The following is a 17115-nucleotide window of genomic DNA, read 5'->3' as shown; positions in this document are numbered from 1 at the left end:
ATCACGGGCAGCATATTTACACTGGGCTCGCGCATCGCGCAGCGCCGTCACGACCAAACAGAAACTTTTCAAGGACATCAGATACCATGACGCAGCCGCTTAGAATTGCGCTTGTTCTGGAAACCTCTGGCGGCGGGTCCGGGCGCCACGCGCTTGATCTTGCCGAGGGGCTCGCCCAGTCTGGCCATGATGTCACGGTGATCTGGTCAGCCGTACGGGCGCAGGACGACTTTCGCTCAAGGCTGTTGGCAATGGAGGGGGTAAGCAACCTGCCACTGGCCATGCACCGCGCGGTTGGATTGGCAGATGCAAGCAGTCTGCGCGCGCTCAAATCGCTGCTGCGGATACAAGGGCCATTTGATATTATACATGGCCACAGCTCCAAGGCCGGCGCATTGATACGCTTACTGCCACGCAGTATCCGCGCGGCGCGGATTTACACGCCACATGCGTTTCGCACGATGGACCCGGACATGGGCGGGCGGGCCAGACGCATCTATGGCACCATCGAACGGGTGCTGGCCCCGCGTGGTGATCAAATCATCACCGTGAGCACGGCGGAGTATGAACACGCCATCGGACTTGGCATCAAAGCGCAGAAACTGACCACCGTGGTGAATGGTGCAGCCCTGCCCGATGATACCGACCGCGCGGCAGCACGCGCCTTTATGGGGCTTGCGCCGGATGACGTGGCGGTCGGGTTCATCGGCCGACTGGATGCGCAAAAAGCACCGCTGCGTTTCGTCGAGGCGGTGACGCTGGCAGCACAGCACGCCCCGAAACTGCGGGGGCTTGTAATTGGGGATGGATCATTGCGCCAGGCCGCTGAAGAGATGAATACCGCCAAAGCCATTCGGTTTTTGGGATGGCAAAATGGACCTGCCCTGTTTCCCGGCCTCGATGTGTTCTGCATGACCAGCCATTACGAAGCGATGCCCTACACCCTGCTTGAGGCCCTGCATGCCGGGGTGCCGATAGTGACCACTGCCGTTGGCGGCGTCGAAGAAACCGTCGTTGAGGGCACAAACGGTTTTGTGCTGCCAACTGATAGCGGTGCATCCAAAATTGCCGAGCGGCTGGTCACACTCGCGACAGATACCGAATTACGCCACGCCTTTGGCGCCGAGGCGCAAAAAATGGCTTTGGACCGCACGGTGCAGGCCATGGTTCAAGATACCATAAGCGTATATCAGGCGGCCAGCACGCAAGGCTGACAACGACATGCGGTGGCGCACTTGTCATTGAGTGGCTGCGCGCAGGCTGAAAGACGCCCCCTGCGCTAGTAAAGCCCCACAATGCCCGACGCTGTCGTGCCTGTTTGATGCACAACCGTGCAGCGGATCGGGTAGATCATGCCGGGCTGAACTGATGTGAGGTTAACCGTTTGACCATGTGCCATTGTAACCGTCAGGTTGCCTTCTGTTCCCACGTAAACCGCGCGCGTCACGTGTGACAGGGGTGTGCCATCATCTGGCGCAATCTCAAAAGCCCCAAAAGCAGGTGCATTCAGGCCGGGGCTATGGTGTTTGAAAGGATCAGACATTTTCACTCACTTTGTTTGGGAAGATTGACGGTTTGAGCGTGACCTTATGCCCCCAGATGTCCTTTCAAATTGAAAACCCGACGAACGCCTGATTAGGAAATCCGTGCAGGACGCGTTGTTTTCGCGCGCGCCAATTTTCCGAGCGCTTGGTGTCTTTGCCGCACGACGCCATGATGCTCAGGAAAGTCGCCTTTGTGAGCGCAGTCTACTTCCGACAGAGGGATCGGCGGTCAAAAGGTGGGATCGACAAACTGCTCAATGGTCTGGGTCAGATCGTCCAACCGGGACAAGTCCGCGGGCACCAACAGTTCAAATACGGGCGCTTGAGACACAACCGCACCACAGCGTTTAAGGTGACTGATCAGGTGGTTCTGCCCCAATCGGGTTTCACCGTAGCGGGCCATGAAAGTATACCGCAACACCGTTTCAAGCGCCTTATGCGGCGGCAACCGAACGGCCTGCGGCGCGCTTACGTCGTCACTTCGGCGCAACATGAACAAGCTGCCCAATGGGACTGCCGCCACGGCAATCGGCGTTGCCATGCGCTTTTGTACTTTGGGCAGCGACGGATGGATAAGTCTGTCACTCGCCTCATCGCCCAAACCGAGCGCTTCGATCGAGTCTGGCCAGAGTTTCATGCTGGAAAACCCGGGCTGGACCGTCAGCGTCTCATCTTCGGACAGGGTCCGGCCCACGGCCACCAGATCATCCGTGATCGGCACATGCCCGCGCGCCACCAATGCGGCGCTGGTCGTCGATTTCCCGGCTCCCTTATCCCCCAAAAAGAGCGCTGCATGGCCTTGCACCGACACAGCACTCGCGTGCAGGCACAAAACGCCACGCCGCTCCAGCACCAGAGACATGACGAGGCCCAGAAGAGCCTGCGACACCAAATGATCTGACACACCATCCTGAGGGTCAATTCGGACCGTCGAAGGGTCGTCGATGCAAAACGCACCAACCGCGTTCCAATTCATATACTGCTTGTCGGGCTGAATATCGAAATAGGGGTCGATTTCCGGTTGGCGCGACGGGCGCAGACCCGTTGTGCGGAGCACGCGCACCACATCACTGCCCGCAACAGGGTCAACCGGTTCCAGCACATCACACAGAAAATCCGACGCAAGCGTGAGTCCAAACACAGCGTAATAGTGAGGTTCCATCAAATCAATATCCCTTTAGCCTGTGCGTCACACCACCCCTTAAGCCCTTTAATCCAATAGCTTAGAACAGCCAGTCGCCACAACGCTCGAATTGCAGCCACGTCTGTGACTTCACGCACAATTACTTGTTTGCGCAATTGCTCAGCGGCATCAACACTGACGAAATCGCTCATTGGCTCGAAAAAGCTGACTTGTTTGTCACTGTAAAAATCGCGCACCACATCAAAAATTTCGTCTCCAAATTCCGCTTTATCTGCCCGTGTTCGAATACTCTCGGGCAGAATATCACGCATCGCTTCACGCAAAATCCACCTGCTGCGGCCATCGCGCAGTTTCATTTCAGCGGGAAAGGCAAGGCACAGAGATAAAACGCGACGGTCGAAAAACGGGTATCTGGGCAACACCTCTGCGGCAGTGGCGGAGCGGTGGAAAACTTCAAACGCCTGCGCCATCAAAGGGGCATTCAGTGCCCTTAAATGCGTCAGGCATTCGGCTCGATTGAAATCCGCCTTGGTTTTCAAAAGTGGGTCGGGTGCATATCTCTCAGTTGCGGCAATTCGTTCCTGCAGATCCGACGTGATCAGCGAGATTGGCGTTCCTGACCATCCGGATATCGACGAACGCTTTGTCTGATAGCGCGCCAGCTTGAGGAACAGCCTGCGCAGCGGGTTTCTTGGTCCCATTCCGCTGTAGTGGGCAATATGGCTGGAAAAAAGGGCGAGAAACGGGAGACTATGGACCTTCGCCGCACCGCGTGCTTCGCGATAAAGCAGCGAGAATTTTCGATGTGTCGCCAGTTCGACCAAACGACCGTAGCCATGCGAAATGACCTCATCCCCGCCGTGCCCATCGATCACGGCGCTTAATCCCAAGGCACGTGCATGGGGATAGATTTGCCGTGCTTTGGGCAGGCCCGGTGCCAGAAACAAATCCATCTGTTCATCAAGGACCGTGGCAAGGTCATCCAGCGGCGGTGCGCCCGCAATCGCTATTTTGTGCGGGATGCTCCCGAATGTCTCATTCGCCGCATCGATATAGCGCGTTTCATCATACGCCTTGTCTGCGCCATAAACAAAGGACACCGTTTGCACAGGAGCGCCCGACTGTTTTGCGGCAAGCCCGGCAAGCGCCGAGGAATCCAATCCCCCGCTCAGCATCGCGCCAACGCTCCCTTCGGGGCGCATACATGCAAGGGTCGCCGCTTGCAGCGCGTCACGCAATTGCTCGGCGCAATCTGTGCTCACGGTTTCTTGCGGTATCTCCAATTTCCAATACCGCCGGGGCGACACGGTTTGGTTTGCAGGCTCAAGCTGATGTGCCGGCGGTAGCCGCAGCACAGCATCAAAGGCTGTCCTGTCAAAATCAACTTCATCGCCCTTGATGAAATCCGCAATCCGAATAGCATCGGCGCTTAATGCGACACCAGACAAATGCAGACATGCGCGCAGATCCGACGCACATGTCACCGCGCCATCCGAGACCGTATAATAAAGCGGGTAAACGCCCAAGTGGTCTCGGTATGCCTCAAAACGACCGGTTTCCTTGTGGATGAAAACAAGTGAAAACGAACCGTAAACGGTGTGTATGAAATCCTGACCCTTGGCCAAGCGCAAATCGAGCAACAGTTCCAGATCAGACTTTTCAGCAGCCTGCTGTGGGGACATATCAAGCTGATGAGTGACGCCATCACGGTCCTGCAGAAACGCAAGGCCACATGCACCCCAGTCCGCAGCCTCACAATACCCTGCATCCCCTGTCGTGGCACCATCGACACCAGCCATGGTCTGCGTCAGACGCCATCCCTGATCCTGCAGGCGCGCCAGACGCGCATGCTCAACCGGAGGAGCGGACGCGGATCCAGCAAGGGGTATCCGCAAGACAAACGAATGCATCATAAAGAGACGGGGGGACGCACGGGCGTCGGCAAATCAAGGATCTTGTTAAAATCCAGCACTGTGCCTTCATTTCCTTCGAGAACAACCTGCGCATTCCAACTCAGCCATGCATGCGCTTTCAGAGTCGTTTCATCCTCTTTCTTGAGACCCATTGTGATTGTCGACGGTATGCCCTTCCATGACAGGATCGCCTGACAGGAAATCGTCTGCGTCAGGCAGCTGGCATCCGGGATAAATCGAGAAATCTGAGACACGGCATGCGTCACACGCGCCACCGTCGCCCGCCGCGCCATCTGCGGATCATCCGGACACGGGCGCACGAGGGCCGTCCGGATACGTTGATACCGCGTGACCCAAAGACCGACGCGTACCACCAGAACAACCAGCAGACTTAAACTATAAATCCCTGCCCAACGAATAGCGCGCATGTATCACTCGGTCTCTTTCGGCACGACCTTGACCACATTCGCCTCAACCATCTGGCCCACAAGGGACTCGATGTCTGCTCTGCATTGATCATCCGTCACATCGAATTTTTCTGTCACAATCTGAACCATCTCATTCAAAGATTTAGGTTCGGACAGGCCCAGCCACAAGGCCGACGCAGTAGCATTCATCGTAAAATACGTATTGGTTTGAAGATGCAGCAACGCTCTGTCCCCACCAATATCGCAATCAACAACGTCAGATTGCGCGACATAACACTTTTCAGATACCATAAGGTCGATCCACTTTAATTCTATTTGGTGTACGACACCGGAAACGCAGTATGCGTAAAGATTGCTTGAAACGGTGATCACGTAAACCACAAAAAGTTATGGGAAAACGTCGCTTTGGCAATAGTACAAAAAAAATGCCGGAGACCGGTTTACCCGGACTCCGGCGGAGTTAATTTAGACTGACGCCAAAATAGCGTCGAACCTGTCGATTAGGACAGTGTCAAGTCTGCGAATGGCGTGCCAGCTGGGAACGCTGCGTCAAGGGAGGAACCTGTGGAACCACCTTTTGTTACAGCTTCAACTTTGCCATGCGAGCGCAGTACAGGCGCTTCGTATACAGCTTTAGTCATGACTTCTCCTTCAAATATTAACCAGAAATAGTTAACGCGTATTAACTATATCGGTCTTCTAGGGGAATTCTCAAGTTTTATTATAAGGCTTTAACGCTTTTTCGCCTATAATCTGCGCCATGCTTAATATTTAGGACATGGATTCTAGCTCCGGTAGCCACGTCCCTGCCTTTCAAACATTTCAGCATACCGCCCGTTTTGGCCAATAAGTTGCGCATGCGTGCCTTCTTCGACAATTTTTCCGTTATCTAACACGTATGTATAGTCTGCTTGCCGGATCGTGGACAGCCTGTGGCTGATCACCAAAGCACCGCGCCCCTCGAGCTTATCGCGGAAGCCGTCAAACAGTTCTGCCTCCGCATTTGGATCTATTGCACTGGTCGGTTCGTCCAGAATGATGAATTTCGATTCGGGAAACATCGCCCGCGAGAGCGCAATTTTCTGCCACTGCCCACCAGACAGCTCAACACCGCCATCAAACATGCGCGACAGCACCGTATCATACCCCTGCGGCAAATCCTCGAGAACCTCATGCGCACCGGTCAAACGCGCCACATCAAGCAGACGCGCGTCGTTACCGTCCCGGCCCAAATCGGCCAGTCGAATGTTGTCCCGTCCCGTGTAGGCAAATTGAACGAAATCTTGGAAAATGACACTGAATTGCTTGCGATATGCGACCGGGTCAAAGTCCTGAACATCCAACCCGTCATAGGTCACACTGCCTTCCTGAGGGTCGTAAAGACGGCACAAGAGTTTGATCAGCGTTGTTTTACCGGACCCATTACCACCCACAAGCGCAGTAAACTGCCCCGGCCGGATGCGCAGCGATACATCTTCCAAAGCCGGTTTCTCTGACGTCGGATAAGAGAAAGTCACATGCTCAAGGGCAACGCCTTGTTTCACGTCCGCAGGCAGTGGTTTGGGAACCTCACCGGTCGCCATCACAGGCTTAAGATCGAGGAATACGAAAAGTTGATTAAGAAACAGCTGATCATCATAAAGCCGGGACAGGCTCATCACAAAATCCCGACCCGCGGTTTCTGCGCGCACCAGCAACAGGACCACCATGATCAGGTCCGAAAGCTCCGCCTGCCCCGTGGAAAAACGGTAGAGGATGAAAGCGGCAGAGGCAAAGACGACGAGCGTTCCCACGACCGACACGAGGCTTTCCGCGATGGATTTGCGGCGTTCAATCGCAAGGTAGTCTTTGCGCACCACCTTGCGGATTTTCATGTATTGGGCGCGCAGATACGCGCCAATATCCCACAACCGGATTTCTTTGGCGAAGGGCTGTGACGTCATCAGCCAGTCTGCATAGGATGCGTGGCGCTCTTTTTGCACAAGTCGGCGCTGGAGTAAAAACCGCTGCCGCGTGAAACGCACCTGCACCACCAACATTAACCCGACAGCAATCAGGCTGATGGGCAACAACCGCCATTCCACAATGAACAACACGACAGCAATGCCCGCGAGCATCATGCCACCCCGAAACACATTCAGCGCATTTGCGATGACCTGTGCGGGGCGTTGTGCACCTGCCTGTCGCGCCCGCTCAAGACTGTCATAATAAAGCGCACTGTCGTAAAAGCTGAGATCAGCGGCCACAGCGCGTTCCTGAATGGCCCGGTTCACATAGTCGCTGACAACAAATCCTTGTGCCGCGCGAAAGTAATTTGCCACCGAATGCATGATACGGCCCGCCAGAAACAGGCCCAAGACGATTGAAATCGCCGCAAGCACGCGCCCCATATCGACACCATCACTCGCGCTTGCAGACTGGGTAATATCGTCAACGGCGAGTTTGACAGCCAACAGCGCGCCGAGCGCCAGCATGATTTCGAGCAGGGCAGCAATAAAAACGAAGATACCAAGCCGCTTGCTGCTGTATTTCAAAAGCGCAATGACTTTGCGCCACAAGGAAAAGTAGCGTTCGATCTTTCCGGTAATAGAGGGGGTTTTGGCCGACATCTTGTTGTACCTTTCGACGGTCTGTTTAAGACCGTCGATCACGCAATACCACAGTCAAATTCTTGGGTGTCGCGTTAAGAACTACAATGTCACGATCGATTGTTGATGCACGGACGCATATGCGTTCGCCCGTTAGCCTATCGTCCAGTCGCGCCCACAACGGACAGGCCAGTCTTTGCAATAAGGCGCAGGTCCGTAAGCAACGAAATGTCTTTTGCATATTCGACGTCGAAGTTCACACGCTCATCATAGGTGACGTCGTTGCGTCCGGAAACCTGCCATAGTCCTGTAATGCCAGGTGTCATCGACAGATAGACCGGACGGTGCGTTCCATATTTGTGCAACTCAACACGGACGATGGGCCGAGGTCCGACGAAACTCATCTCTCCGCGGATGACGTTCCATATCTGAGGCAGTTCGTCCAAGCTCGTCTTGCGCAAGAAGCGGCCAAGACGGGTAATGCGGGGATCGTCATCCAGCTTGTGATCTCTGGCCCATTCCTCGGCTGCGGCAGGGTTTGCCTTCAGATGCTCACGCAGCTTTTCTTCTGCATCCACAACCATGGTGCGCAGTTTCCAGCACCTGAATACTTTACCATTGCGTCCCACACGTCTGTGTCCAAAAAACCCGCTGCCACCATCGCGCTTCGTCATCAGCCATAAAACAGCGATCAAAGGAAACAACACCGGAATGATAGCCAGAGCCAAGACCAAATCGAAAACGCGCTTGCCAGCGATTTTATACGGAGCAAAACCGTCAGAGGTTTCTTCACAGTGCTCAAGCTTTTCTACTTCAGCGGGGTGGAACATCGCCATAATCACTCTCTCCTTAAACATCTATTTAAAGAACTTAACTAATCCTTAACCTTTTCTCGGCCAATTTTAAGTTAAACGGAAGCAAAAAATTGCCTAATCTCAAAAAAGGGCGACTTCCCGCATAGGTAGTGGTTAATTTGTTGGCGTTCTGGTCAATTGCTTTCACCCGAATGGTCCCCGCGACCCATGAACCCTTTGGTTTCAACAATTTCAGGATGGTTTTAGCCGGTGCGATTCGGTAAAAATAATGCGGCCGAACTCTGTGTCAGACAGTGCTATCAGCGCTTCAAAGCCAGAGACATGCGCAGTCGGCTTGTCAGAGTTAACAAAGGTAACTTGCTTGATCACGACAGTCGTTCGACGACGATCTTGCGCATTTTCGCAAACAGTAAAGCGCTTAGCCAGTTCAAAGGGAGCGCAAAACGCTGACTCGCAAACTGCCAGCTCCAAAGGAATTTCCACACCCGCAAACTTGTTCACCCTAGTTAGTAGTTTTTGCAATCACAGGAAAATTGTGGCTATTCTGGTAAGAGGCATACCAATTTGAAAGTGCCGCTCCCACCGGCACAGAAATAGAAAGCGCCTCGACCGTGAATATAGAAAAAGTTAATCACGATATGGTTGTTAAACTCTCCCAAGACCCGCATGGCACCCGCGATGGTGAACGTGAAAAAGTTCTCGAAGTGGCCATTGGCCGTGAGGTGCGCGGCTATCGCAAGCAGCAAGGTATCACCGTTGCCGAGTTATCCGCCCTGACCGGGATCTCCATCGGGATGCTCTCCAAGATTGAAAACGGCAATACGTCACCCTCGCTGACAACGCTCCAGACGCTTGCCAATGCCCTGTCGGTTCCGCTGACCAGCTTTTTCCGCCGGTTCGAGGAAAGCCGTCTCGCCGTGCACACCCGCGCAGGCGAAGGCGTTGAAATTGACCGCGAGGGCACCCGCGCCAATCACCAGTATAAATTGCTTGGTCACATCGGCTCCAATGCGTCCGGCGTCATGGTAGAACCCTACCTGATCACGCTCACGGCTGAATCTGACGTTTTCCCAACGTTCATGCACGGCGGCATCGAAACCATCTATATGCTTGAGGGCGAGGTCGATTATCGCCACGGCGACGACGTGCACCCTCTTAAACCCGGCGATACGCTATTTTTCGACGCAGACGCCCCGCATGGCCCGGAAAAGCTGGTCAAATTACCGGCCCGTTATCTGGCCGTCATCAGCTATCCCCAAAACACGTAAGCCGTAAGACCAAGCGCCGCCGTTACTTTTGCAACGGTGGCTCTGTGTCCAGTTCCGGCCAGATGCCCAAGGACGTGGGCAGGCCATCGTCAAACTCTGACAGGTAATCGAGCATCAGGGGCCGGTTGTCGATAAAGCCTTTGTAGGTCGCAAGCTCGTCGGGCAGATCACGGATCACGCGGTGCAAACGCCGGCCCCATTTGGGAACGGTCATCAGGTCTTGAAAACTGCACAGATAGCACCGGATCGGAAACACCAGCGCGTTGGAGCGCGGCAGCCTGAAGAACGTTTGCAATTCAACGCGTAAATGCTGCTTTGCGCCTACATTTTCCGGCGTCAGCGTCGTTTTCTGAATGCCCCATTTGTGGTAGTTTTCCGGCGATGTATCCAGCAGCGGGTTGACCGTCATCGTCCAGTTCAGGCGACGCGCAGGCGCGCCTTGCTGAATGTTCAGAAGGAATTTCAGCGCCCTGACGAAAATCCCTTTTTCATGGGCCAGCGGCACCGGTGCGTGCCACTCGAAAAAGTTCATGCCGATGTCGAAGTCAAGGCTCCAATCCGCTTGCGTCGTCACCATCCCCGCATCCATCCAGAGATTGTCATCGCGTTGATCCAAAACGCAATAATCGCCCTGCGCCTGTCGAGTGATGTATTCCATGGGACCGTAGGGCAGCGTTGTTTCATCCATGAATGTAAAGCTGTCATCGATGCCCAAGGGCTTGTTAACCCACCGCCACTTGTCACCATCGCGGTGCAGTTCGAACAACTCCGGATAGTCTTCCGATTTCGACACCATGATCAGTTCCAGCAAGTCCCAGCCCGCCAAAGTCATATGAGGCAGCGACTGACAGCGCAGCGGGTCATCGGCCAGCACTTTGGCACGGTCGCGCATCTCTGAGACGTAATGTTCATCCACATCGAAGCGTTTTTCATAAACACTGTCTGCAGGCCCGCCGCGATGCTGTTCCATGTTCACCGCATACATGTAGCTGTCTTTGTCAAATGGGAACGGAAAACGCTTTATGGCCCGTTCCGAATTGTGGAACGAGTAGTCATCGCGAAAAGTTTCGTCGTTGAATTGAATGGTCATTCCGGGCCTCCTCAGCGGTCCAGCACGAGGGTCTTGCCCTCAAATCGCGATACACAGGGCATGATCTTTTCACCGCTGCTATGTTCATCGTCATCCAGCCAGTGATCGCGGTGGATAAAGTTCCCAGCATAATCAATCACGCGGGTCTCGCACATGCCGCAGGCACCGCCACGACACAGGTAAGGTGCATCCACGCCTGCCCGTTCGATGGCTTCAAGCAGGCTTTCCTGCTCACCGACCTGAATAACCTTGTTCGATATCGCCAGTTTGACCTCAAACGGTTTTCCGGGCTGTGGGGCCAGAAACTCTTCGTAGTGGACCGCCTCACGGGGCCACCCCAGAGCTTCGGCCTGTCCGCGCACCCATTCGATCATCCCCTTGGGGCCACAGACGTAGATATGCGTGCCCAGCGGTTGGCCATCCAGCAGGTTTTCCAGATCAATGACCTGATCCTGATCGTCGTAATAGACATGCACGTCATTGGGGTGCGTTGATGTGAGTTCGTCCACATAGGACCCCAGCGCCTTGGAACGGCAGGCGTAATGCAACTCCCAAGCCCCATGCGCCCGGTCCAGTTGTTTAATCTGTGCAAGAAACGGCGTGATCCCGATGCCACCTGCGATCATCAGATGCTTTTTGGCCCTCAGATCAAGGCTGAACAGGTTCACCGGGTTTGAGATCACCATCTCATCCCCCACTTCGACCTTTTGATGCATGAACAGCGATCCGCCCCGCCCCTCGTCATCTCGTCTGACGGAAATGGTATAGGCCGTCTGATCAAACGGATCAGACATCAGCGAATAAGGGTTCAGCCGCGTGATGTCGCCATCCTGCATCTCAACCACCGTATGCGCACCACCAGAAAAGGTCGGCAGCAATCCACCCGCGACCGGCTCAAAGCGGAACCGCGTCACGAGGGCGTTCAGCGGGGTTTTTTCGGTTACGCGAACGACAATCTTCTCTGCCCCACTCATTGGTAGATCGCCTTTGGCTCAGGGACGTTGCCCGGGTCTTCCGCGTCGATACACACTCCCTGATAGGCGGCCAGCCTGCGCGAATAGTGGTCGCGCACGAACAGGTTAAGCCCACAATGGGAACAGACAAAGGGATCGGTCTCAACGTCCTCGGTTATACCTTTACAATGCACGCACTGCATGCGCCGGGCAACAGACCCACGATGTTCGGTCTGGATGGCCGTATGCGGAATACCAGCCTGCATGGCCTCGTTCTGGGCCTGCCCCATCAATCCTTCAGTGCCCGCGAGATAAAGTTGCAGGCCCATATGGGCATCCTGCAACACGCGGCGGATGCGCGACACGGAGGCTTCGTAAGACGGCCCCTCGTAGAACTGCGCAGGCTCAAGCGCGCGCAGTTTTTCTGCATACGCCGTGCCTCGCGCGATAAAAATGATATGAGTTTTTGCCATCAATTCGGGTGTGGCGACGTCGATAATGGCTTGTGCCCCTCCCGCATCAGCGATCATCAGGTGCTGCTTGCCAGGGCGCGCCTGCAATGTGCCGTAGATCGGGCGGCTGCGAATGGATGGTGGAAATTCAAACTTCGACATGATGTCCTCTCGGCAGAAACGGGCGCGCGATAACGCGCACCCGACAACGCTCAGCCTTTGGCTGAGCGGATTTTCTTTTCTTTGTCGTAGAACGGCATTTCTTCTGTGACGCAGGCGATTTCCGTTCCATCCCCATTGCGCACGGTCAGGCTGACACCCGGCGTCGCGCAGTCTTTGGGCATGCGTGCAATCCCGACGTTATGACTGTTTAACTCAGAATACATGCCAAAGGTGACCACGCCAACTTTCTCACCATCTTTGAGCAGGTCCGCCCCCTCATCCGCGGGCGTTGTCCCCTCCAGGCGCACGCCGTAGATCTTGAAGCGTTCCTTGCCTTCAAGCGCATAGTGGTTTTCAGCGCCGATGAACCCGGTCTTGCCGGGCGATACTGTGAACTCAAGCCCCAGCTCCCAGATCGTATCGCCACAAGGCTCATCATCAAAGGGATAGGTCTCAGAATTGTCGCCGGGATAGAACAGGAGGTAGGATTCGGTCCGCAACAGATCAAGCGTGGAGAACTGCACAGGCTGGATGCCCATGCTGGCACCCTCGGACAAAATATTGTCCCAGACATGCACCACATCCTTGGCCCGCACGAAAATCTCATATCCGCGTTCACCGGTATAGCCCGTGCGCGAAATCATCACGTCGCGGCCAAAGAGCCGCGTGTGTGTGATCCCAAAATAGGCAAGGTCGCGGATTCCGTCGATATGTTGCGCCAGAAAGTCGACGGCCACAGGCCCCTGCAACGAGATGTCATGCAAATCATCGTCGAAAAGCACTGCAACATTCTTGCCCGCCGCGACGCTGGTCAATTGTTCCATTCCCGTGCCGGTTCCATGCACAACAAGCCACTGATTGACGTTGAGGTGATAGATGACGCAGTCGTCGATGAATTTTCCTTCGCTGTTGAGAATGGCAGCATAAGTTGACCGGCCCGGCGCGATTTTTTCGACGTTCCGGGTCGTGACACGGTCAATGACATAGGCCGCATCAGGCCCGACAAGATGCACCTTCTTAAGGCCCGACACATCCATAAGCCCGGCTTTGGTCCGGATCGCTTCGTAATCCGCTTTGGCACGCTCGGGGCTGTGGTCATAGAACCACGCCGTACCCATCCCGTTCCAGTCTTCCAATTCTCCGCCAATCGCCGCGTGACGATGTGCGAGCGCGGATTGCCTCCATAGAATGGCCATGGTTTTCTCCCTGTTCATGCGAGTCTTTTCTTGGCCGCATTCAGCCTCAGCTTGTTTTAAAAAGCAACAACCGTGTGCAAATTATTTTCCTGTCAGGCAAGAAAATGCAGGAAGCCGCTTGATACAGCGGCTTCCTGACGTGGCATTCAGTTTACTTGTCGAACTTTTTCGTTTTCTGCGTTTCGGTCCGCTGGCCAATCACCAGCACACCAACGCAAATCACGATTGCAACAAAGGTGGACAACCCCGGCAACGACGTGCCCCATCCCATAAACATCGCGCCATCAACGACACTCCAAGAGGCTTCTTCGTATGGAAACATTTCTTTTCCTTTCAGTTGGGTGTTGAGCTTATTCGGCAGGTGTCACGGGGGCGTCCACGCCCCATTCAGGATACCCGGCAGCGGGCACTTTGACGAGGTCCATGCCTGCTCGCTCGGCCCCTTCGCGGATACGCAGCATTCCGAACATCTTGAGGATGAAGGAAATGACGTACCCAGGGACAAATCCAAGCAGGAAGAATACCACGGCGCCCACGATCTGCCCCATCAGGCTGATTGTCGGCACCTCACCGGCAGCCCCTTGCAGCGAAGGATATCCTGCCCCGAATATACCCAACAAAATCAGGCCATAGAGGCCGATTGTTCCATGCACCGTGACTGCCCCGACGGCATCGTCGATGCCGCGCCGTTCCAACCAATCCGCACAGGGCTTAAGAATCACCCCAGCAGAGAATGCGATTATGAAGGCAATCGCCGGGAAATAAATATCCAGCCCCGATGCGGTCGAGATAATACCCGCCAGCGCACCCGACATCATCCAGAACGGATCGCGGGTGAACAACCATGCGCCAATGATACCACCAGATATCGCCATCAATATATTGAAGGACAAAGCCGACAAGGTCACCGGCGTGCCGTAGATCGTCGCGGGTTTATCTCCAAACCAGCTCCAGGCTTCGCCGGGCACGATCACGCAGGCCATCAAAAAGCCCCAGAACCCCACAATGATCAGCATCAGACCCGTCACTGTCAGCGGCATGTTATGCCCCGGGATATGATTGGCCGAACCGTCTTTGTTGAACTTGCCGATGCGCGGACCAAGATTGATCAGAACACCAAGTGCAAAGAACCCAGCCACCGCATGGACCAACCCAGCAGCGCCGAAATCATGTACGCCAAACTGCGTGACCAACCAGCCATCCGCGTGCCAGCCCCAGGCTGCCGCAACGACCCAAGCAAAACTACCCAGCACAACGGCTAAGATGATAAATCCAACGGTCTGGATGCGTTCGATGACAGCGCCCGACATGATGGACGCCGTGGTTGCCGCGAAAAGTGCAAAAGCGCCAAAAAATACGCCCGACGCCTGATCAGCGACATTCGGACCCATATATTGCGCACTCTCACCCCAGCCCCATGCAATCGCATTCGCATATTCGACGCCCGAAATACCTGCGGGCCCCGGCGCGCCCGGCAATCCTGTTGGAAAGCCCCAATACACCCACCAGCCGAAAAAGTAGAATGTCGGGATCATGAACGCAAAGGCGAGCAGGTTTTTAACACCCGAACTCAACACGTTCTTCAGGCGCGACGCGCCCATTTCATATGCCAGAAAGCCAACATGGATGATGATCATCAAGGGGATTGTCAGGTAGTAGAAGGTTTCCGCAAACATGCGATTGGTCGTTTGCCCACTCCCCTGAAGGGCCGCAATCTGGGCCGTTAATTCTGCAATTTGTTCTTCCACGATTTGCTCCCGTGTAGCTGTTGGTTCTCATACGCTGTCATGTGCAAGCTGCAGCGCTGATCAAAATGAAACATGAGAAGCGCGCTAAGGCGACTCTTTTTTCACACGTGTGAAAAAAAGTTTCCTGCCTGTTGAGTGGTCAAAGTTTTGATGCTAGCGTTTGAGTCGGACATTAAAATCACCTCAAGGGAGGCCCCGGCCATGTGCGGGATCGTAGGACTTTTTCTGAAAGACAAAGCGCTTGAACCTCAGCTGGGCGATATGCTGACGGATATGCTCATCACCATGACGGACCGCGGTCCAGACAGTGCCGGCATCGCAATTTACGGTGATGAAACAAAAGGAAAGGTCAAACTGACCGTACAGTCCAGCACGCCGGATCTGGACTTTGCCAAGCTGGATGAGGACCTGCAAAAGCACCTCGGCAGCACGGTGGAAATGAGCATCAAAGACACCCATGCAGTTCTGCGCCTTGATACGGTGGCCGCCGCCAAAGCACGTGTGGTGCTGCGCGACATTCGGCCAAGTGTAAAAGTCATGGGACATGGCGAAACGCTCGAAATATACAAGGAAGTCGGTCTGCCTAAAAATGTGGCAGAACGTTTCGAATTGCGCAAAATGAGCGGCTCGCACGGTATTGGCCATACCCGCATGGCGACAGAATCAGCCGTCACAACGATGGGTGCGCATCCGTTCAACACCGGTGTTGATCAATGCCTTGTGCACAACGGGTCCTTGTCCAACCACAATTCGCTGCGGCGCAAACTGCGTCGGCTTGGGGTGCACATTGAGACGGAGAACGACACCGAAGTTGGTGCGGCCTATCTGACTTGGAAAATGCAAACCGGTTCAACACTTGGCGAAGCATTGCAAAGCTCGCTGGATGATCTGGACGGCTTTTTCACCTTCGTTGTGGGCACAAAGGACGGGTTCGGCGTTGTACGCGACCCGATCGCCTGCAAACCCGCCGTGATGGCCGAAACTGATCAATACGTCGCGTTCGGCTCTGAATACCGCGCACTTGTGAACCTTCCCGGTATTGAAAACGCCCGCGTCTGGGAACCAGAACCCGCCACTGTGTATTTCTGGAGCCATGGCGCAGCCCCCACCGCAACTGAAAAGGCGGCTTGATCATGCAAACATTTGACTTGGAGGCGCAGGGTCTGCGCGAACTCAACTCAACACTACATGCGCAGTCCAAGGACACCAACCAAACCGTCTGGGAGATCGTGAACCCCAAGGGCAGCCATGCAATAGCCGTGGGTCTTGACGCACCCATCGAGGTCAACATCAAAGGATCGACCGGCTATTACTGTGCCGGCATGAACAAGCAGGCGACTGTAAACGTCCATGGATCCGCCGGTCCGGGTGTCGCGGAAAACATGATGTCCGGCACAGTCTTTATTGACGGGGACGCGTCGCAATACGCGGGCGCAACCGGCAATGGCGGCACGTTGGTCATCAAAGGCAATGCCTCCTCCCGCTGCGGGATATCCATGAAGGGCATTGATATCATCGTACATGGCAACATTGGACATATGTCTGCATTCATGGCGCAATCGGGCAATCTGGTCGTTTGCGGCGACGCTGGCGAAGCGCTTGGCGACTCGCTTTATGAGGCAAGGCTGTTCGTGCGCGGATCGGTAAAATCCCTTGGCGCCGATTGCATCGAGAAAGAGATGCGACCCGAACATCTGGAGCTGCTTACCGAACTGCTGGAACGGGGCCAATGCGATGCCAAGGCGTCAGAGTTCAAGCGCTACGGGTCCGCCCGCCAACTGTATAATTTCAACATTGACAATGCGTACTAGGGG

18 protein-coding genes are annotated in these 17115 nt (G+C 54.9%); 4 read left to right on the top strand and 14 right to left on the bottom strand.

Annotation, left to right across the window (positions count from 1 at the left end; genetic code table 11):
• Nucleotides 1-86: 86 nt before the first annotated feature.
• Complete coding sequence (locus RLO149_RS02955; protein WP_013960570.1) at nucleotides 87-1214, top strand: glycosyltransferase family 4 protein; 1128 nt, start codon at nucleotides 87-89, stop codon at nucleotides 1212-1214.
• A 65-nt stretch (nucleotides 1215-1279) separates the two neighbouring features.
• Here RLO149_RS02955 and RLO149_RS02950 read toward each other — a convergent pair whose 3' ends face one another.
• The 8 genes from RLO149_RS02950 to RLO149_RS02920 form a co-directional block, all read right to left on the bottom strand.
• Entirely contained in the window at nucleotides 1280-1543 is a 264-nt protein-coding gene (locus RLO149_RS02950; protein WP_013960569.1) for a spike base protein, RCAP_Rcc01079 family, read from the bottom strand.
• Nucleotides 1544-1773: 230 nt separating this feature from the next.
• Nucleotides 1774-2706, bottom strand: a complete 933-nt coding sequence (locus RLO149_RS02945) for a phosphoenolpyruvate carboxykinase (ATP) (protein ID WP_013960568.1) — start codon at nucleotides 2704-2706, stop codon at nucleotides 1774-1776.
• Complete coding sequence (locus RLO149_RS02940; RefSeq protein ID WP_245538113.1) at nucleotides 2706-4583, bottom strand: asparagine synthetase B family protein; 1878 nt, start codon at nucleotides 4581-4583, stop codon at nucleotides 2706-2708. Before RLO149_RS02940 ends, RLO149_RS02945 begins: the two co-directional genes overlap by 1 nt.
• A 14-nt stretch (nucleotides 4584-4597) precedes the next feature.
• Nucleotides 4598-5029 carry a lasso peptide biosynthesis B2 protein gene (locus tag RLO149_RS02935; RefSeq protein WP_013960566.1) on the bottom strand — a complete coding sequence of 144 codons (432 nt, stop codon included), beginning with the start codon at nucleotides 5027-5029 and terminating at the stop codon, nucleotides 4598-4600.
• A gap of 3 nt (nucleotides 5030-5032) precedes the next feature.
• Nucleotides 5033-5320 carry a PqqD family protein gene (locus tag RLO149_RS02930; protein ID WP_013960565.1) on the bottom strand — a complete coding sequence of 96 codons (288 nt, stop codon included), beginning with the start codon at nucleotides 5318-5320 and terminating at the stop codon, nucleotides 5033-5035.
• A gap of 209 nt (nucleotides 5321-5529) precedes the next feature.
• The gene (locus RLO149_RS23420; protein WP_085977357.1) at nucleotides 5530-5670 is read right to left on the bottom strand and encodes a lasso RiPP family leader peptide-containing protein; all 141 of its coding nucleotides are present in this window, start codon (nucleotides 5668-5670) and stop codon (nucleotides 5530-5532) included.
• A gap of 144 nt (nucleotides 5671-5814) precedes the next feature.
• Nucleotides 5815-7638, bottom strand: a complete 1824-nt coding sequence (locus RLO149_RS02925) for an ABC transporter ATP-binding protein (RefSeq protein ID WP_013960564.1) — start codon at nucleotides 7636-7638, stop codon at nucleotides 5815-5817.
• Nucleotides 7639-7775: 137 nt separating this feature from the next.
• Nucleotides 7776-8453 (bottom strand): sugar transferase, encoded by a 678-nt coding sequence (locus RLO149_RS02920; protein ID WP_013960563.1) that lies wholly within the window; start codon nucleotides 8451-8453, stop codon nucleotides 7776-7778.
• Nucleotides 8454-9070: 617 nt separating this feature from the next.
• On the opposite strand from RLO149_RS02920, the gene RLO149_RS02910 reads away from it, so the two are divergent.
• Nucleotides 9071-9700 (top strand): helix-turn-helix domain-containing protein, encoded by a 630-nt coding sequence (locus tag RLO149_RS02910; protein ID WP_013960561.1) that lies wholly within the window; start codon nucleotides 9071-9073, stop codon nucleotides 9698-9700.
• A gap of 22 nt (nucleotides 9701-9722) precedes the next feature.
• Here the strand turns inward: RLO149_RS02910 and RLO149_RS02905 are convergent, their stop codons facing one another.
• The 6 genes from RLO149_RS02905 to RLO149_RS02885 all read right to left on the bottom strand — a co-directional run bounded on the left by RLO149_RS02905 (nucleotide 9723) and on the right by RLO149_RS02885 (nucleotide 15301).
• Entirely contained in the window at nucleotides 9723-10790 is a 1068-nt protein-coding gene (locus RLO149_RS02905) for a heme-dependent oxidative N-demethylase family protein (protein WP_013960560.1), read from the bottom strand.
• A gap of 11 nt (nucleotides 10791-10801) precedes the next feature.
• Nucleotides 10802-11764, bottom strand: coding sequence for a PDR/VanB family oxidoreductase (locus RLO149_RS02900; protein WP_013960559.1), 963 nt, complete (start codon nucleotides 11762-11764; stop codon nucleotides 10802-10804).
• Nucleotides 11761-12357, bottom strand: coding sequence for a dimethylamine monooxygenase subunit DmmA (gene dmmA, locus RLO149_RS02895; RefSeq protein WP_013960558.1), 597 nt, complete (start codon nucleotides 12355-12357; stop codon nucleotides 11761-11763). The genes RLO149_RS02900 and dmmA overlap by 4 nt, the downstream gene beginning before the upstream one ends.
• Nucleotides 12358-12407: 50 nt before the next feature.
• A complete protein-coding gene (locus RLO149_RS02890; RefSeq protein ID WP_013960557.1) occupies nucleotides 12408-13553 on the bottom strand; it encodes an aminomethyl transferase family protein in 1146 nt (381 codons plus the stop codon).
• A 151-nt stretch (nucleotides 13554-13704) separates the two neighbouring features.
• The gene (locus RLO149_RS23940) at nucleotides 13705-13875 is read right to left on the bottom strand and encodes a hypothetical protein (RefSeq protein WP_013960556.1); all 171 of its coding nucleotides are present in this window, start codon (nucleotides 13873-13875) and stop codon (nucleotides 13705-13707) included.
• Between the two features lie 28 nt (nucleotides 13876-13903).
• Entirely contained in the window at nucleotides 13904-15301 is a 1398-nt protein-coding gene (locus tag RLO149_RS02885; protein WP_013960555.1) for an ammonium transporter, read from the bottom strand.
• 201 nt (nucleotides 15302-15502) lie between these two features.
• Here RLO149_RS02885 and RLO149_RS02880 point away from each other — a divergent pair, with 201 nt between their 5' ends.
• Together RLO149_RS02880 and RLO149_RS02875 are read left to right on the top strand one after the other, a co-directional pair.
• Complete coding sequence (locus tag RLO149_RS02880; RefSeq protein ID WP_013960554.1) at nucleotides 15503-16432, top strand: class II glutamine amidotransferase; 930 nt, start codon at nucleotides 15503-15505, stop codon at nucleotides 16430-16432.
• A gap of 2 nt (nucleotides 16433-16434) precedes the next feature.
• Entirely contained in the window at nucleotides 16435-17112 is a 678-nt protein-coding gene (locus RLO149_RS02875) for a GltB/FmdC/FwdC-like GXGXG domain-containing protein (RefSeq protein WP_013960553.1), read from the top strand.
• Nucleotides 17113-17115 lie beyond the last annotated feature (3 nt).

It is taken from the genome of Roseobacter litoralis Och 149, from assembly GCF_000154785.2.
Taxonomy (GTDB): Bacteria; Pseudomonadota; Alphaproteobacteria; order Rhodobacterales; family Rhodobacteraceae; genus Roseobacter; species Roseobacter litoralis.
The sequence above is the reverse complement of the archived record's forward strand: the minus strand, read 5'-3'. Positions and strand labels throughout refer to the sequence as shown.

Excerpts from the sequence above, each read along its gene's own strand:
- RLO149_RS02955 (WP_013960570.1), top strand. The coding sequence starts at position 87 with ATGACGCAGCCGCTTAGAATTGCGCTTGTTCTGGAAACCTCTGGCGGC.
- RLO149_RS02950 (WP_013960569.1), bottom strand. The coding sequence starts at position 1,543 with ATGTCTGATCCTTTCAAACACCATAGCCCCGGCCTGAATGCACCTGCT.
- RLO149_RS02945 (WP_013960568.1), bottom strand. The coding sequence starts at position 2,706 with ATGGAACCTCACTATTACGCTGTGTTTGGACTCACGCTTGCGTCGGAT.
- RLO149_RS02935 (WP_013960566.1), bottom strand. The coding sequence starts at position 5,029 with ATGCGCGCTATTCGTTGGGCAGGGATTTATAGTTTAAGTCTGCTGGTT.
- RLO149_RS02930 (WP_013960565.1), bottom strand. The coding sequence starts at position 5,320 with ATGGTATCTGAAAAGTGTTATGTCGCGCAATCTGACGTTGTTGATTGC.
- RLO149_RS23420 (WP_085977357.1), bottom strand. The coding sequence starts at position 5,670 with ATGACTAAAGCTGTATACGAAGCGCCTGTACTGCGCTCGCATGGCAAA.
- RLO149_RS02925 (WP_013960564.1), bottom strand. The coding sequence starts at position 7,638 with ATGTCGGCCAAAACCCCCTCTATTACCGGAAAGATCGAACGCTACTTT.
- RLO149_RS02920 (WP_013960563.1), bottom strand. The coding sequence starts at position 8,453 with ATGGCGATGTTCCACCCCGCTGAAGTAGAAAAGCTTGAGCACTGTGAA.
- RLO149_RS02910 (WP_013960561.1), top strand. The coding sequence starts at position 9,071 with ATGGTTGTTAAACTCTCCCAAGACCCGCATGGCACCCGCGATGGTGAA.
- RLO149_RS02905 (WP_013960560.1), bottom strand. The coding sequence starts at position 10,790 with ATGACCATTCAATTCAACGACGAAACTTTTCGCGATGACTACTCGTTC.
- RLO149_RS02900 (WP_013960559.1), bottom strand. The coding sequence starts at position 11,764 with ATGAGTGGGGCAGAGAAGATTGTCGTTCGCGTAACCGAAAAAACCCCG.
- dmmA (WP_013960558.1), bottom strand. The coding sequence starts at position 12,357 with ATGTCGAAGTTTGAATTTCCACCATCCATTCGCAGCCGCCCGATCTAC.
- RLO149_RS02890 (WP_013960557.1), bottom strand. The coding sequence starts at position 13,553 with ATGGCCATTCTATGGAGGCAATCCGCGCTCGCACATCGTCACGCGGCG.
- RLO149_RS23940 (WP_013960556.1), bottom strand. The coding sequence starts at position 13,875 with ATGTTTCCATACGAAGAAGCCTCTTGGAGTGTCGTTGATGGCGCGATG.
- RLO149_RS02880 (WP_013960554.1), top strand. The coding sequence starts at position 15,503 with ATGTGCGGGATCGTAGGACTTTTTCTGAAAGACAAAGCGCTTGAACCT.
- RLO149_RS02875 (WP_013960553.1), top strand. The coding sequence starts at position 16,435 with ATGCAAACATTTGACTTGGAGGCGCAGGGTCTGCGCGAACTCAACTCA.